Below are 15,081 nucleotides of genomic sequence, written 5' to 3'. Positions count from 1 at the left end.
CTCCGTCTTGCATTCAACCGGTTTAGTAAATGAGGTCAATGAAGTCATCTTTGGAGACGGCTCCGAAATAGTGCTTGATGTCCAGGCCGTCCAAAGATTTTTCAATTTCATCCCGTTCATACCGGATTCCCGTCAGACGGTCTTCAATGTCTTTCACATCGCCGATTCCAAAGAAATCGCCATAGATCTTGCAGGACCGGATGATTCCTTTTTGCACATTCAAACGCACGTCAATGCTTCCAACCGGAAAACGGCGGCTGTGCTTGACATTAAATGCCGGCGACTCGCCGAAATTCCATTCCCATTTTTGATAGCGCGACTCGGAGATTTCCCGGATTTTTTCCCAGTCTTTTTCGGACAATACACACTCGGGAACCGGTTTTTGCCCCTGAAAGATATGTTCCAACAACAATTGGCGAAACTCCAAAATGGTCATGGGCTCTTTCAAAAAGTCAACAATATTGCCCACCCGGCTGCGGATCGATTTGATGCCTTTGGATTCGATCTTTTCCTTTTTCACTTGCAATGCCTTGGTGACATGATCGAGATTGACATCGAACATCAGCGTTCCGTGGCTGAACATCCGCCCGTTGGTTGAAAACTGGGCATTTCCCGAGATTTTCTTCCCGTTTGCCAAAATATCATTCCGCCCGCTTAATTCTGCATCAATCCCCAGCGATTTGAGCGCCTCGATCACCGGCTCCGTAAACTTCCGGAAATTGGCAAAGCTTTTCCCGTCATCTTTCGTGATAAAACTGAAATTCAGATTGCCCAGATCGTGGTATACGGCACCTCCCCCGGACAAGCGGCGGACCACATGGATTCCGTTTTCCCTGACATAATCGACATGAATTTCCTCCACCGTATTTTGGTGTTTTCCGATAATGATGGAAGGTTCATTGATATAAAAAAGCAAATAGGTTTCATCAATATCCAAATGTTTCAGCGCATATTCCTCGATCGCCAGGTTCATGCGCGGATCGGTTATGTTTTGGTTATCTATGAATAACATGGTTGATTCCTCCTGTTTTCGCCCGGACATCCTGAGACGGATCCAAGCTCCTCTGTTTCCATTGACCATTGTACCCGTTTCCCGGGCCAAAATCACGTCTGGGCGAATTTGAGCAAATTCCGGTTTTATTATACCTTTATGAAAGAGAACAGAGAGAAGAGCGAGCAGGGGGATCCGTCATGTCGATGGAACAAGCGGAATTGTTGTTGCAGAAATACTTCGGTTACTCTTCGTTTCGAAGCGGACAAAAGAAAATCATCGAAAGCATCTTATCCGGCCACCATACGATGGGCATCATGCCGACCGGCGGAGGGAAATCCATCTGTTATCAGATCCCGGCTCTGATGTTTCCCGGGATCACGCTGGTGATCTCTCCGTTGATCTCATTGATGAAAGATCAAGTGGACCGTCTGCGCCAACACAACATTTCAGCCACCTACATCAACAGTTCGCTTTCGTCTGCCGAAATCAGTCGGCGCTTGAAAAAGTTGAAAGAAGGGGCTTACAAACTGCTCTACATTGCTCCGGAACGTTTGGAATCCCTGGCCTTTCAAGAGATTTTTGCCACCCTGCCGGTTTATCTGGTCACCATCGATGAAGCCCACTGCATTTCCCAGTGGGGACACGATTTCCGGCCCAGCTACCGGTCCATGGCCAAACAGCTCTTATCCCTGCCCCGCCGGCCGCTCATTGCCGCTTTAACCGCCACCGCGACGCCGGATGTGAAAGAAGATATTTCCCGGCTTTTGCAAATCGATCCGTCGCGGATCTATTCCACCCGGTTGGAACGGCCGAATTTGTCCTTTCAAGTCATACATGAAGAAAACAGGCTGGATTACATCAAACAATATTTAAGAGAGCATCCCCGCCAAAACGGGATCATTTATTGTGCCACCCGCAAAGACACCGATCATGTTTATGAAGCATTGGTGCAATCCGGCTTTTCCGCGGCCAAGTACCATGCCGGACTGACCGATGAAGAAAGAGAAAAAGCACAGGAGCAATTTTCGTATGACCGGGTGCAAACCATTGTCGCCACCAATGCTTTTGGCATGGGCATCGATAAATCCAATGTCCGGTTTGTCATTCATTATCAATTGCCCCGCAATCTGGAATGTTATTACCAGGAGGCGGGACGAGCCGGCCGGGACGGGGAAAAAAGCGAGTGCATTTTGTTGTATTCACCGCAAGACGTCCCCATGCAACGCTACCTGATCCGGCATTCCGATCTTTCCCCGGAGAGAAAAACGCTGGAATTCAGCAAGTTGCAAAAGCTGGTCAACTATTGTCACACCCAACGGTGTTTTCAAGAGGAAATCGTCCGGTACTTCGGGGCCGACACCATGCAACCTTGCGGAACATGCGGAAACTGCCGCAAAAAGATGGGGGATTTGGTCAATTATACAATTGAAGCACAAAAAATCTTCTCCTGCATCAAACGGTTGAACGAACAGTACGGACTCACCATCATCGCCAAAGTCCTCAGAGGATCCAAAAACAAGCGGCTGAAGGAATGGAAGCTGGACCGGATTTCTACATACGGAACCATGCGGGAGTACACGGAGAAAGAAATTCAGCGGTTGTGCCAACTTTTGGCCTCGGATGGTTATCTCTCCCTGATCTACGAAGGGCGTCCCTATCCGCTGGTCCGCCTGACCCCGAAAGCCATTGCGGTGCTGAAAGGAAAGGAACCGGTGTATCTGCACAAAGAGACCGAAAAATGGCTCAAAACCAAAACCCCCGAAACCAAAACCAACCGTCTCCTGGATGAACTGGTGTCCTTGCGCAAGCAGTTGTCCGAAACCGAAAAACTTCCACCATACATGATCTTCCCGGACAGCACTTTAAAAGAAATGTGCCGCCGCTTGCCCGTCACAGAAGAGGAGATGCAAGCGATCTCCGGGGTCGGGGAAATGAAATTTCAAAAATACGGGGCTCATTTTTTGCAAATTATCCAAGAATATGTCCAAAAGCACGGGGAAAAGCCGGCCCGGGAAAAAACTACGGGAAAACCGTCCAGCCATTTCATCACTTATCAAATGTTCCTGCAAGGCAAATCCATTCCCGAAATCGCCAAAGAGCGCAACTTAACGCGCGGCACCATCGAGGATCACTTATTGCGCGCCGGCTTGGAAGGTTTGGAACTCGACTGGGATGCTTTTATTCCCAAAGAATATGAAGCATTGATCATGGAAAAAGTGGAAGAACTGGGCGCCCAAAAATTACGTCCCATCAAAGAAGCTTTGCCGGAAGCCGTGGATTATATGGCCATTAAAGCAGCCATTGCCAAAAGAGAAAGATTACAAGCTTTGAAAAAATAGCTTCATTCCATGAATGTGCGTTGGAATGAAGCTGTCTTTTCTCTGTCCTTCCTCCTTCAGGAAAACCCGCCCGTCCGATATCATGACCTTTTTCCTCCAAACGTCCGTATTTTTATACCAGTCACTCCGCATCCAAAGCCACCACGATTGCATCCGGAGCCAAGCATCATATATGATACCCACAGGAAAACCAGAAAGAGTATAAAAAGAAAGAGTGAGAGCAATGATTAAACTATTTATCAGCGACTTGGACAACACCCTGTTCGACCATGAAAAACAAATCCATCCGCAAGACCAAAACGCCTTGCACAGACTGATGGATGCAGGCCTTGAAATCGGGTTGGCTTCCGGAAGAATGGACTTTGAACTCGTTCAGGTGATGAACCGGATTCAAGCCCGTTTTCACCGGATCAGCCAAAACGGGGCTTTCATCTATACCAAAGAAGGAAAATGTTTGCAAAGGGTCACCTTTCCCGGAAACATTTCCAAACAAATCTATGAAGCGGCCCGTCCTTTCGGGCTTGTTTGCTTTGTCAGCGAGGAAAACGAAATGTTTGTCGCCGAAAAGACGGAAAAAGCCCGGGCCATTGAAGAAAGGATGAAGATGCCTGTTCATTCCCGCCCCCAATTGCATGAAGAAATCGGAAAATCACTGTTTCCCAGCAAGGTTTGCTTCTTTGGGGAACTGAACGATTTAAAACGGTTGGATCAACATATTCACCAACGGTTCCCCTCCCAAGTCGACTCCTTTATTTCGGACACCGATTGCCTCGATTTCATGCCGACCGGCATTTCCAAGGGGAATGCGCTGGAAAAACTGGCGGATGAACTCGGCCTGAAACCGGAGGAAATCGCAACCGTCGGGGATTCGTTTAACGATGTTTCCATGCTGGAATGGACTCCCCACAGCTTTGCCATGCGCCATGCCCCGGAAGAAGTAAAACAAAAAGCCGGCCGGGTCGTTTCTTCCGTCCGCGAAGCCTGCGAATGGGTTCTTCAATATAACCAGTCTTCATAAGAAAGGAATGGGTTGCACGATGCAATGTTATTTTTTGGGGACCGGTGCCGGGGTTCCCTCCCGGAACCGCAACGTGTCCTCCCTGGCATTGATCATGCCCGAGTATCACGGGCAGATTTGGCTTTTTGACTGCGGCGAAGCCACACAGCATCAAATCTGGGACTCGCCGGTGAAACTCGCCAAAATCAACCGGATTTTCATCACTCATTTGCACGGCGACCATCTCTTCGGTCTGCCGGGGATTTTGGGAAGCCGTTCGTTCCAAGGCGCCACCTCCCCCCTCACCTTGTACGGTCCGAAAGGGATTCAAGCGTTTGTCGAAATCTCTTTAAAGACAAGCCGCACCTTTCTCCGGTATCCGCTGGAGATCGTCGAAATGGAAGGCGATGATTGCCAATTTGAAGCGCCGCCTTTTTCCATCCGGGCCAAAAAGCTGGATCACGGCATCCCTTCGTACGGATATCGTCTGGAAGAACCGGATCAACCCGGCAGATTGAATGTGGAAAAGTTAGAAAAATCCGGGATCCCGCCCGGCCCTCATTACCGCTTGTTAAAAGAAGGGAAAACCGTCAACCTTCCCGACGGACGGGTATTAAAAGGGGAAGATTATGTCAGCTCCCCGAAAAAAGGAAGAACCTTGGCGATTCTTGGAGACACCCGGTACACTCCCGAAGCCTGCATCCTGGCAAACCGGTGCGATTTGCTGATTCATGAGGCAACTTACCGCCGGGATCAGGAAGATCTGGCCCGCAAATACTTTCACTCCACTTGCACGCAAGCCGCCGCCGTCGCCAAAGAAGCCGGGGTGAAACATTTGATCCTGAACCATATCAGCACCCGGTTTCAAGAAGAAGAATGCAAAGCTTTGCTCCAGGAAGCCAGAGCTGTTTTCCCGTCGACCGATCTGGCACGGGACCGATGGAGTTACACCCTGCCTCCGCACGGCGCTTCCTGACCGGAAACACTTTTCCTTTGTTTCCGGTGTCTTTCTCCTGTCAAAATGGATTAAAATAAAATTAACCGATCAAAGAGGAGGAATGTGGGCCGTGTACAAAAAAACCGGCATCCATCTGTTGCTGGTCACTTCACTGATCTTCCCCGCCTTGGCTCCGGCTATCGCTTGGGGAAACGGAATCGACGGAAAAACTCCCGCGCAACTTTATGCCTCCGACCGCCGCCCGGACAACAACCCGGTCTGGGGAGATGCTCGCCCGATCCGTCCGGTTCTTCAACCGGGATCTCCCGAATCCGGCGGCATGGTATCCAAACCGCTTCTTCATATGGACACCATCATCCGTCAGGCCATCCGGGAAAACATGACCCCGGGAGCCGTCCTTCTTGTCGCGCGCAAAGGAACCATCGTGAAACACCAAGCTTATGGATATGCCGTCTGTTATGCCGACGACCGGCAGACTCCGGTTCATCCTCCGATCCCCGCACGGGAAGACACCATCTACGACCTCGCATCCATCAGCAAAATTTTCACGTCCGTGGCAGTGATGAAATTGTATGAAAAGGGACGGTTCAGGCTGGATGACCCCGTCGCCAGATACATCCCCGAGTTTGCTCAAAACAAAAAGCAATCGGTCACCATCCGCCAGCTTCTGACGCACACATCCGGCTTTCGTTCCGGCATTCCGCTTTATCAAATGGGAAACAGCCGGGAAGAACGGTTGCAAATCGCTTTGACTTACCCGCTGGACCATCCGCCCGGAACCACTTACACCTACAGTGATCTCAACATGATTGCGCTGGGGGTTCTTGTCGAACGCCTTTCCGGACAGCGGCTGGATCAATTTATCCAAAAAGAAATCACGGGCCCGCTTCACATGCATGACACCTTTTACAACCCTCCGCAAAAGTTGAAACACCGGATTGCCGCCACGGAGTATCAACCGTGGACCGGCCGGGGGTTGGTGTGGGGGACCGTGCATGATGAAAATGCGGCGGCACTGGACGGAGTGGCCGGACATGCCGGGGTTTTTTCCACAGCCCGCGATTTGGCTGTCTTCGCCCATATGATCTTGATGGACGGAAAATACGGATCCATGCGGATTTTAAAAAAAGAGACCGTCCGTCTGATGGAAAACAACTATAACACGGAATTTCCCGGCGATGACCACGGTCTCGGCTGGGAATTAAACCAAGGCTGGTACATGGACGCACTCAGCGGGCCCGATGCGATGGGCCACACCGGATTCACCGGAACTTCGCTGGTGATCAACCGCAGCCAGGGAACGATCGCCATCCTTTTGACCAATCGCGTCCACCCGACCCGCGAAACCGCATCCATCAATCCGCTGCGAAGGGAAGTGGCACGCATGGCGGCGGACGCCATCCCCGTGAAAATCCCGGGCAAAGTGCCGGCTTGGTTTTCCGGTTACGGCGACCAATTGTCCCGTTCGCTGGTGGCATCCCTGCCGCTTTCGTCCGACGACCGCACCCTTGTATTTACGACTTGGCACCGGATTGAACCGGACCATGATCAAGCCACGGTGGAGTTTTCCGCCGACGGCCGGCATTGGTTCACGGCGGAACAATTCAGCGGAAACCGCAAAAATTGGAAGACTTACGCCATTTTGGTTCCCGAACAAGCCCGTTTTGTCCGCTTCCATTATCAGACCAATGAAAGTGTCAACGGGCGCGGCTGGTACGTCAAAGATCCGGTCATCGAAACCCGCGGAAAAACCATCCCGCTTCATTGGCAGGGGGAAGGATGGGAACGCCGGACCTATTGATTCGTCCGGCGGACCGGTTTACACCGCTTGTTTTTCTTTGGATTTGAACGAATTCATCCGGTTGCTCATCTTCTCCAACAAAATCATCAACACATATCCCGTCAGCATACATCCGATGGTGATGAACAACATTTCCCCGCCTGCTTTTTCAATGGAAAAACCGCCCAAAGAAGGGCCGAGAATGCTGCCGACACTGAAATGAACCGAAGCGATGGCATTGGCTGCCGGCAAGAAGCGGGCCGGAAGCAAATCCGTGGCGCAGGCCAGTCCCATGGAGTAAAGGGAGCCGACCAAACCGCCAATCAGGACGAAAGAAACAAAAAGATAAATCCCGTTGGACAAAAAATACGGAATGACAAACATGCCGGCCGCCCCGGCCGAACAAACCACAATCAGCAGATTTTTACGGCCGATCCGGTCCCCCAACACCCCGAGCGGCACCTGAAAAAGCAAACTGCCCCAGACAAATGCAGAAATCAAAAGGGAGATAAAGCTTTGGCCCATGCCTTCCCGCATGCCGATCACCGGGAAATTCCCCGTCAACGCCGTTTCCAAAAACCCGTAAATGAACGGGGAGCAAAAAGCGATGAAGCCAAGCCGGTAGACCGTTCTCAATGAACTTTTGCCGTGCGTTCCGGTCTCTTTCTCTTCATTGTCCAAAGATCCGGCGATCGTTAAACGGCCGGTTAAGTAAATGGAAAAAAGGAGGATACACAAAACAAAGAGAAACGGAACCGTTTCTCCAAAATGAACCAGATTCAGTCCCAGCGGACCGATCCCAAATCCCAATCCATAAGCGAACCCGTATTGGGAAATCCGGCGCCCCCTTTCTTTCACGGGCGCATGGATGGTGATCCACAATTGGGTGGCATAGTGCAACAAACTGTCGCCGATGCCGACCAGAAAGCGAAGCCCGGTCCATACCCAGAAACTTTGAAAAAACGGAAAAAAACAAACGGCAACGGTGACAATGTACAACCCGGCGAGGATCGATTTCTTCACACCGATTCGCCGGACCATGGCCGGACCGAGGGGAGCCGCGAGCAAGATGCCGAGATAAAGCGCAGAGGCACTCAGCCCGTTAAAATCGGCTTGCACGCCTCTTTCTTCCAGAAACATCGTCAACAGCGGAATCAATAACCCCTGGGTCATCCCGGCCACGCAAATCATCCAGATCATTCCTCTGAAAGTCCGGAGAGACCAGGCCATGTTTACGCCCCCTTTTCAAAATCTTCCCAAACCATTATATTGGTTTTAATCATGATTGCTCAACATCAGAAGGGGGGACACGCAAATGATAAACATGATATTGAAACTCGATTGGGGATCGATTCTTGCATCCGTCATCGCAATCGGGATCATCATTTTGCTTTCGATCATCAGCATCATCATCGCCAGAAAATTGATCATCCGCCTGACCACCCACAGCCGCCTCAGCAAAGGGACGCAGTTAAGGTTAAAAACCATTCAAAGCATCCTGATCAATGTCACCACCTATGTAATCATCTTCATCGCTTTGGTCTCCATCCTGGCCGAATTTCACATCAACATTTCTGCCATTTTGGCCAGTGCCGGCGTCCTGGGGCTTGCCATCGGTTTTGGCGCAAAAGATCTGGTTTCCGACATCGTCTCCGGATTTTTCATTTTGCTGGAAGACCAAGTGCAAGTCGGGGAAGATGTCACCGTCAACGGATTTTCCGGCACCGTGGAGCATGTGGGCCTCCGCGTCCTGAAAATCCGCGATCCGGAAGGGGATTTGCACTTTATTTTAAACCGGGATATCAAATCCCTCACCAACCATTCCCGCGGGCACATGCTGGCCAAAGTGGATCTTCCCCTTTCAACCAAAACCGATCTGGATCAGGCCCTCGCTTATCTGGAAGAACAATGCCGGCTTCTCCGGGAATTGTTGCCGGGCGTGATCGACGGTCCAAACGTGCTGGGCGTGGTGGATGTGACCCCGCAGTCGTCCATTGTCCGGATCCAAGCACGGGCAGAAAACGGGAAACAAGGTGAAGTGGAACGCCGGTTGCGCAAAGAATTGGTCCAAGCCACCGACAAAGCCGGTTATTTATTGACCGAAACCACATAACCATTAAAAATGATATAATAAAGTTACACTTTTAAATTTTCATTCGAGGTGATCCAAATCCGTGTATCACATGACGGTATATGATATGGATGGCCAACTGCTGTATGATGGTCCCATCAATGCCACAAGTGACGACGAAGCCAAAAAACTGGGCTATGCCTGGATTTCCGAAAACGGCCATCAAGATAAACCTCACCGCATATTCCATGTGACAGGACGTCTCGTTTCCTTCAAACCGCATCCCTACCGGGGAAATGCTTCATCCAACAAAGCCTGAAAGAGATCATCTTTCAGGCTTTTCCTTCCTCTCAGGAACGGGACTGCAAGATTCCCATCTTCCATTCATTCATCGTGATAAAAGCCGGAATCCTCGGTTTTTTACTTTGAATCGGCTTTTGTCTCACCCGTTCCCTGATTGTAACAATTATTCCATTTATTTATAATATTCTCGTAACTTTACATATCGCCGAAGGAGGATATCCATGCGACATGCCAATGGTTTGCGAATGACAGTTTCCTTTTTGTCAACCCTTTTGCTGATGGTTCCCGCTTCTTGGTCCTTTGCCAAAGCCGATGCAGTGTTTGCCGAAACTTCCCCCCATACCCCCGTGGCCAGCGACGGCAAAAGCATCCGACAATCCACGCAGTCGGGAGACATTGTCCAAACCTCCGGGGGCGCCTACAGCAAAGGGTTTGAAGGAAACATGCTGAAAGTGCGTGAAAAAAACCATTCCCCAAACGGCGCATCGGCCGAATCCGTCATCGGGCCGGATAACCGGACGCGGGTGAAAGACACTTCCAAATACCCCTACAGCGCCGTCGTCCAGATCCAAAGCGATCTCGGAAACTGCACCGGTTGGCTGATCGGGCCGGACACCGTTGCAACAGCCGGGCACTGCGTCTTTGACCCGGATGAGAAAAAATGGGCCTCGTGGGCAAAAGTCTATCCCGGACGGGACGGCAACCGTTTGCCGTTTGGTTATGCAAAAGCCTCCCGTTTTTACTCGGTTATCGGATGGACCCGGCAAGGCAACACCAATTATGATTACGGAGCCGTCAAATTGGATCAAAACGTGGGAAACCAAACCGGCTGGTTCGGATACCGCTGGCAGAGCGGATCGTTAAATGGCACGCAGGTGAACATCAGCGGTTATCCCGGTGACAAACCGCAAGGCACCCAATGGGAACACAGAGACCGGATTCGGGAAACCACCCCATACAAATTGCTGTATGACAACGACACGTATGCCGGACAAAGCGGATCGCCCGTTTACCAGGAGCAATATCAGAATTGCGGGGTTTGCAGCATTGCCATCCACACCAACGGCGTATACGGAAATAAAAAGAGCAACCGCGGCACCCGCATCACCAAAGAAGTTTTCGATAACCTGAACACTTGGAAAGATCAATAGATTCCAACCGGTTGGAACTTTTATCCCGGAAAAAAAGTCATATAAAGTAACTGTACCATTCAGAGAGGATTCATCCTCTCTCTTTTTATGCAAGGAGGGATTTTGCCTGATGAAATGGAAATGCGGATTCACCATCTTGCTGTTCACCCTTTGTTTCCCGCTTCTTTTCGGCTGTGAAAAAACACCGGCAGCCGGCCCCGTGTCCAAAGTGAAAGTCACCGGAACCGTCTCGGATGAAAACCATTCACCTGTCTCCGGCGCTTTGGTCGTCCCGAAACCGAAAGAAGACGTCAGCGGACCCATCCCGGAAATCGCCAGATATACCGATGAAAAAGGCCGTTTTACATGGTATGTGCCCACCGGATCGTACGAATTTGTCATCGAAAAAGAAGGCTACAAACCGCGCCATCTTCCGGTTCAAGCCAAAGATGCCGGAAAGCCCGTCCACTTGACCGTCATCCTGGAAAAAGAATAAAAAAACAAGCTCCAAAAATCTTTTTTGGAGCTTGTCATGCTGCTTTTTTACTGTAATTGTTTTTTCAGCTCTTCCAAATCGGTCACCGGCGATTGGCAGGCATAATTTTCACAAATGTACACTTTGGGGCCAAGCGTCGGGGATGCCTCTTCTTCAGGCCGGGGAACAAACCATTTGATGGTGGTGGCATCACTTCCGAGCGGATCCAGGGAAATGACCGCTTCCGGCAGGTAAGCCCTTTGGATCAGCCGGATCATTTCTTTGGTTTTCACATCATTGGGCGAACCGGATATGAGAATTTCTTTGCTTTTCCCCTGCACCAACATCACCGCCATCAGGAAAAAGGAATGGGAAATCGGTGAAGCTTCCACCGCTTTGGCAAAAGCCCGGATTTGTTCCCGCGCCTCTTGAAGCAAGGCTTCATCCGATGTCAGCTTGGCCAACCGGATCAGATTATAGGCCGCCACCGAGTTGCCGGACGGAGTCGCACCGTCATAAATCTCTTTGGGTCGGACAAACAAGGACTCGGCATCTTTTCCGGTAAAATAAAATCCGCCCTGTTTTTCGTCTTTGAACAGCGCCAGCATTTGCCTTGTCAACACCAAGGCCTGCTCAATAAACCGGGGCTCAAAAGTGGCTTCGTACAACTCCGTCAAGCCCCAGGTGAAAAAGGCGTAGTCATCCAGATAGCCGGGATAGGCCACTTCCCCGTCACAATAGCGGGCAAACAGACGGCCTTTCTCATCGATTAACCGGTCCGAAAGAAAGCGGGCCGCTTTGACCGCGGCATCGGTGTATTCCGTCTCTCCTAGAACCCGGCCGCCCCGGGACAATGCCGCAATCATCAATCCGTTCCAGGACGTGAGGATTTTGGTGTCTTTTCCCGGGCGTACGCGTTGCTCTCTGGCTTCAAACAATTGACTGCGCCCTCTGGCCAGCATTTCCTCCAATTCCTTCAGCGGCACTTGATACCTTTCGGCGATCTCATCGAGACGAACCCCGATTTGGTTTAAAACGCTTTTCCCGTTTTCAAAATTTCCTTCTTCGGTCACGCCGTAAGCCGCACAAAAGATTTCGGCCTCTTTTTCCCCCAACACCTCCGCAATTTCCTGCGGGGTCCAAACATAAAACTTTCCTTCTTTCCCTTCGGAATCAGCATCCTCCGCCGAATAAAAACCGCCTTCCGGCGCCTGCATGTCTCTTGTCACATAACGGAAAATGCCCCGTGCCACTTCGGCGTACCGTTCCTCGCGGGTCACCTGGTATGCTTCCAGATATGCCAAAGCCAGCAAAGCATTGTCATAAAGCATTTTTTCAAAGTGGGGAATCAGCCACTCCCGGTCCACGGCGTACCGGGCAAAGCCATGGCCCAAGTGGTCATAAATCCCTCCACTGTGCATGGCTGTGAGCGTACGGGTCACCATCTGGAGGGCTTCCTCTTCTCCCGTCAGCCTGTGGTACCGGAGCAAAAACAGCAAATCATGCGGGCGTGGAAACTTCGGCTCGTCGCCGAAACCGCCAAAATCCGGATCAAACTGGCTGGCAAACTGTTCATACGCATGATCGATGACCCCCAGGTCCGTTTCCCCGGCTTCCGCCGGATTTAAATAAGACTTGACCGCATGGACGATTTTGTCCCCGACTTCATTGGCCCGGTTCCGCTCCTCTTTCCACAGCATTGAAACCCGTTTCAACAAATCGATCAGGCCCATGCGCCCGTACATGGTTTGCTTGGGCAGATAAGTGCCTGCAAAAAAAGGTTTTTGCTCCGGCGTCATGATGATGGTGAGCGGCCATCCTCCCTGGCCGGTCATTGCCTGACAAACCGTCATGTATACTTGATCCACATCCGGCCTTTCCTCCCGGTCCACTTTGACCGGGACAAAATCCCGGTTCAAAATGGCAGCCACTTCTTCATCCTCAAACGATTCACGCGCCATGACATGGCACCAGTGGCAGGTGCTGTAACCAATGCTTAAAAAGACCGGTTTATCCTCTTCTTTGGCCTTTTGGAAAGCTTCTTCCCCCCATGGGAACCAATCCACGGGTTGATGGGCATGTTGGAGAAGATAAGGCGATTTTTCCCGGATCAACCGGTTGGACTTTCGCTGATTGGATTGATGAACACTCATAAATCAGTCCTCCAAAATGTCATGTATGTCATCCGTCGGGATTTCCATAAAATTCTTGTCTCCCCAAGTAGTTTAGCACAAAAAAAACGGAGGCATGCAACCCGCCTCCGCATCCTGGTTTGATTCAAATCCGTTTGTCCTTGGCAAAAACAATACGCACCCGTCCGCCAAACGGCTGATGGCGGGAAATCCGGATGAAACTAATCAAGAATTTTTAATGCTTCAAGAACATCTTTGGCACTGCTGACCAAAGAAGCGAGTGTGGCAGTCAGGGTGATCAAGCCGCCGTAATCTTTTACGAATTCATTGCATTGTTTTTTCAGCTGCCGGATCGTTTCTTTCCTTATCTTTTGCTCTTTCATTTCATTGAGGGCTTGTTCCGTGCTTTCTTTCAGCTTCAGAGCACTCTGGAGATAGATCACATTGTCTTCTTGATAATAATGTCTGGCCCGGGGAATCGCCCGCCCGTATTTGAATCCGTCACCCTGATCGGTTTTGGCTTTTTTCCGGGCCGGACGGGGCTTGATCTTCTCATCTTGATCCATACTGGTTAAAAGAGCTTCCAATCGCGAACGGAGCAATTGATTTTGCTCCGGTGTCAAATTCATCGAAGATGCCATCTGATCGACTCCTTTCACTGCCGGGTACCATATGATGGTCTCCCGATCGAAAAGCAGGATTTTCCAGACTCCATTCAAACCTGCTGATCCATTTTCACTTTCATAAAATCATTGATCACCCGCTGTGCCGTTGCCGCCCGTTACCTGTTGAGTGCTTCAGAATCTGTCTTTTCCCGGCTTCCTTCGGGCAGCATGAATGTGTCCCCGTGCTTGCGGAAAACAATCCGCCCCTCTTCTTGCCCGGCGGCTTGCATCAACCGTTCCATCGGCTCCTCCAAAGGTTCGGCCGACAATACAAAGGTGTCCCAATGAATGGGAGCCAGCCATTTCGCACCCGTATCGCGAAACATGGCCCAAGCCTCTTCCGGCGTGCAGTGCGCCCACCGCAAATGATCGGGGGAATAGGCTCCGATCGGCATAAAGGCAAGATCCACCGGCCCCGTTTCAGACAACTTGCGAAATTGATCCGTAAAAGCCGTATCCCCCGGAAAAAAGATGCGGGTTCCCTTTTTCTCTATCAAATAACCGTTATAGCCGTACCGGCGGTTCCAAGGGTAACGGTTCCCCCAATGTTTGACGGGGACACCCAGGATCTTGACTCCCAGTTCTTCAATCTCCAGTTGTTCATCCCATCCCAGCTCAAAAACTTTCTTAAACGGCAAGTGTTTGATCAGACAGGCCGTGTTTTTGGGCGTCACCACGTAACACCCTTCATGGGCCAATTGCGACAAGCTGGGAACGTCAAAGTGGTCAAAATGGGCATGGGACAAAAGGATCAACTGCACCCTTTCCAAATCGGAAAGAGAAACCGCCGGCTCGGTATGGCGTTTCATCCCGATCTGCCGGTTCAACCATTTGATGGACTCTCCCACACGTTTTCCCAAGACGGGATCGGTGAGAATGCGTGTATCATATAGTTGCATCAAAACCGTGGAATGCCCGACCCAGCCCACCGTGACTTCTTCCCGGCTCCATTCCTGCGGTTTCAGCATCTTTTCAGGCTTTTTCAATGGCGGCCGGGGCAAACGATTGAACCGGAACCACATTCCCAAACCAATGATTCCAACCATCACCGCAAGCAGAATGAACAGTATTTTCATCCCCAAACATCCTTTTATCTCTTGTTGTTGAATTTCTTTTTGTTTTTTTAAATGCAAACGACTTCGGAATCTTTCGTATACAGCTTTTTTATTTTACATCACCGGTCTTTGGCTCATCAACCGATCCCACAGCCACCGCCCCGTTCTTCCTCCGTACAGGT

Annotated in this window: 13 protein-coding genes; 8 read left to right on the top strand and 5 right to left on the bottom strand. The window is 50.7% G+C overall.

Annotation, left to right across the window (positions count from 1 at the left end):
* Window positions 1-22 precede the first annotated feature (22 nt).
* Window positions 23-1,012: a lipoate--protein ligase gene (lplA, locus tag I8U21_RS05810; RefSeq protein WP_198053482.1), complete on the bottom strand. Its 990-nt coding sequence runs from the start codon at window positions 1,010-1,012 to the stop codon at window positions 23-25.
* A gap of 179 nt (window positions 1,013-1,191) precedes the next feature.
* Between lplA and recQ the strand changes: the two genes are divergently transcribed.
* The 4 genes from recQ (at window position 1,192) to I8U21_RS05790 (ending at window position 7,089) form a co-directional block, all read left to right on the top strand.
* Entirely contained in the window at window positions 1,192-3,333 is a 2,142-nt protein-coding gene (recQ, locus tag I8U21_RS05805; RefSeq protein WP_198053481.1) for a DNA helicase RecQ, read from the top strand.
* 223 nt (window positions 3,334-3,556) lie between these two features.
* Complete coding sequence (locus tag I8U21_RS05800) at window positions 3,557-4,351, top strand: HAD family hydrolase (protein WP_198053480.1); 795 nt, start codon at window positions 3,557-3,559, stop codon at window positions 4,349-4,351.
* A gap of 19 nt (window positions 4,352-4,370) precedes the next feature.
* A complete protein-coding gene (gene rnz / locus I8U21_RS05795; protein WP_198053479.1) occupies window positions 4,371-5,306 on the top strand; it encodes a ribonuclease Z in 936 nt (311 codons plus the stop codon).
* Window positions 5,307-5,388: 82 nt separating this feature from the next.
* Complete coding sequence (locus tag I8U21_RS05790) at window positions 5,389-7,089, top strand: serine hydrolase domain-containing protein (RefSeq protein WP_198053478.1); 1,701 nt, start codon at window positions 5,389-5,391, stop codon at window positions 7,087-7,089.
* 18 nt (window positions 7,090-7,107) lie between these two features.
* On the opposite strand, the gene I8U21_RS05785 is transcribed toward I8U21_RS05790, so the two are convergent.
* The gene (locus I8U21_RS05785; RefSeq protein ID WP_198053477.1) at window positions 7,108-8,298 is read right to left on the bottom strand and encodes an MFS transporter; all 1,191 of its coding nucleotides are present in this window, start codon (window positions 8,296-8,298) and stop codon (window positions 7,108-7,110) included.
* Between the two features lie 85 nt (window positions 8,299-8,383).
* Here I8U21_RS05785 and I8U21_RS05780 point away from each other — a divergent pair, with 85 nt between their 5' ends.
* From I8U21_RS05780 to I8U21_RS05765, 4 genes are all read left to right on the top strand, one after another.
* The gene (locus tag I8U21_RS05780; RefSeq protein ID WP_232334003.1) at window positions 8,384-9,181 is read left to right on the top strand and encodes a mechanosensitive ion channel family protein; all 798 of its coding nucleotides are present in this window, start codon (window positions 8,384-8,386) and stop codon (window positions 9,179-9,181) included.
* Between the two features lie 70 nt (window positions 9,182-9,251).
* Entirely contained in the window at window positions 9,252-9,458 is a 207-nt protein-coding gene (locus tag I8U21_RS05775) for a YhzD family protein (RefSeq protein ID WP_069201535.1), read from the top strand.
* A gap of 205 nt (window positions 9,459-9,663) precedes the next feature.
* Window positions 9,664-10,593 (top strand): trypsin-like serine peptidase, encoded by a 930-nt coding sequence (locus I8U21_RS05770; RefSeq protein ID WP_198053476.1) that lies wholly within the window; start codon window positions 9,664-9,666, stop codon window positions 10,591-10,593.
* 109 nt (window positions 10,594-10,702) lie between these two features.
* Complete coding sequence (locus I8U21_RS05765) at window positions 10,703-11,068, top strand: carboxypeptidase-like regulatory domain-containing protein (protein ID WP_181732678.1); 366 nt, start codon at window positions 10,703-10,705, stop codon at window positions 11,066-11,068.
* A gap of 47 nt (window positions 11,069-11,115) precedes the next feature.
* On the opposite strand, the gene I8U21_RS05760 is transcribed toward I8U21_RS05765, so the two are convergent.
* From I8U21_RS05760 to I8U21_RS05750, 3 genes are all read right to left on the bottom strand, one after another.
* Window positions 11,116-13,200 (bottom strand): thioredoxin domain-containing protein, encoded by a 2,085-nt coding sequence (locus I8U21_RS05760; protein ID WP_198053475.1) that lies wholly within the window; start codon window positions 13,198-13,200, stop codon window positions 11,116-11,118.
* 200 nt (window positions 13,201-13,400) lie between these two features.
* A complete protein-coding gene (locus I8U21_RS05755) occupies window positions 13,401-13,820 on the bottom strand; it encodes a hypothetical protein (RefSeq protein ID WP_181732676.1) in 420 nt (139 codons plus the stop codon).
* 140 nt (window positions 13,821-13,960) lie between these two features.
* Window positions 13,961-14,920, bottom strand: coding sequence for an MBL fold metallo-hydrolase (locus I8U21_RS05750; RefSeq protein WP_198053474.1), 960 nt, complete (start codon window positions 14,918-14,920; stop codon window positions 13,961-13,963).
* Window positions 14,921-15,081 lie beyond the last annotated feature (161 nt).

Source organism: Thermoactinomyces sp. CICC 23799, assembly GCF_016055145.1.
In the GTDB taxonomy this organism is placed as follows: domain Bacteria; phylum Bacillota; class Bacilli; order Thermoactinomycetales; family Thermoactinomycetaceae; genus Thermoactinomyces; species Thermoactinomyces intermedius.
The sequence above is the reverse complement of the archived record's forward strand: the minus strand, read 5'-3'. Positions and strand labels throughout refer to the sequence as shown.